At 57.9% G+C, this 1,130-nt stretch carries 1 protein-coding gene and 1 pseudogene; both read left to right on the plus strand.

Annotation, left to right across the window (positions count from 1 at the left end; genetic code table 11):
• On the plus strand, window positions 1–436 hold a 436-nt coding region (locus tag BW737_RS16415; protein WP_086616125.1), incomplete at its 5' end, for a hypothetical protein.
• Window positions 437–717: 281 nt separating this feature from the next.
• A pseudogene (locus BW737_RS15440) lies at window positions 718–1,130 on the plus strand (hypothetical protein); the annotation flags it as partial.

The following is a 1,130-nucleotide window of genomic DNA, read 5'->3' on the forward strand; positions in this document are numbered from 1 at the left end:
CGTGGTGACCTCTATACCCGAGGACCTCGATGAGCAGCAGACCGAGATCCTGAAGGCCTTTATCAACTATGACCAGGTCACCTGGGACATCTGGTTCACCCGCGAGGGAGTGGAGAATGCCGAACCCCTCACCACGCCAGAGTTCTACCAAGTCATTCGGGACAACTACAACACGTTAGGTGATGGCCGAACCGACGGAACTGTGCGTTTAGCAGTCAAGGAAGTATTCGCAATGTCTCCCACGCAGAGTCAGGTGCTCGTTTGTGTCGATCAGTCGGATTTGGTCTCATATGACGCCGATGGGAATGATGTCAGCAACCCTGATACCCTTCAAGGACGTTACGAGGTCTTAGCAACAATGGTTTATGAAGGCAACGGATGGCTGGAGTATACAGAGTCAACCCTGTCATCAAACGAATGTGTGGTCGAGCCATGAGCATTGCACGACGTCCACTCATCATGGCCGCAGTTGCGACACTTTCAGCTGCATTGGCTGTTATTCCAGCACCGACCGCGAACGCTATTGGAGGACAAGAGACCGGTTCTGGTTTGTCGTCTGGTTCGGTGTCGTCTGGTGGGGATGGTTCGGTGACGATGACGGTGTACGCGGAGTCGACGTCGGCGGCGGCGGATGGGTCTGGGTCGGCTGGTTCTGGTGGGGGCGCTTCGGTGTGGTCGCAGTCGGTTGCTGTGAGTGTGCATCCGGTGTGCTGGTATATGCGGCTGCGTTCGGGTGCGGATATGGCGGAGATGATCGAGGGCAGTGACCCGGACCTGGCGGAGGGGTTCGGAAGGACATTCGTCGGCTATGAGCAGTACGCCGATGATGCTGATGGGCACTGGTATCGGGCGACGTGCGATTACAGGTACTTCTTGGGGGATGACCCCAGGGACTATAACCACTATGCCCGGGAATGGTTGGAGGGCAAGACTCCGGTCTACTTGCCTGACGGCCAGGCTCCCCCGGAGCCGGCGATCGATGGGGCGACGCTGGCTCAGGCGGCGTGGGACTCAGTGACGATTCCTACTGCGACGATCAGTTATAACCCGATGTATGGGGGTGTGGGGGCGACGTTTGTGGGTATGGATACCTGGGTGTGGGCCACCGGTGACACCCCCAAGGAAGTGAC

This window comes from Actinomyces ruminis (assembly GCF_002154335.2).
Classification (GTDB): domain Bacteria; phylum Actinomycetota; class Actinomycetes; order Actinomycetales; family Actinomycetaceae; genus Actinomyces; species Actinomyces ruminis.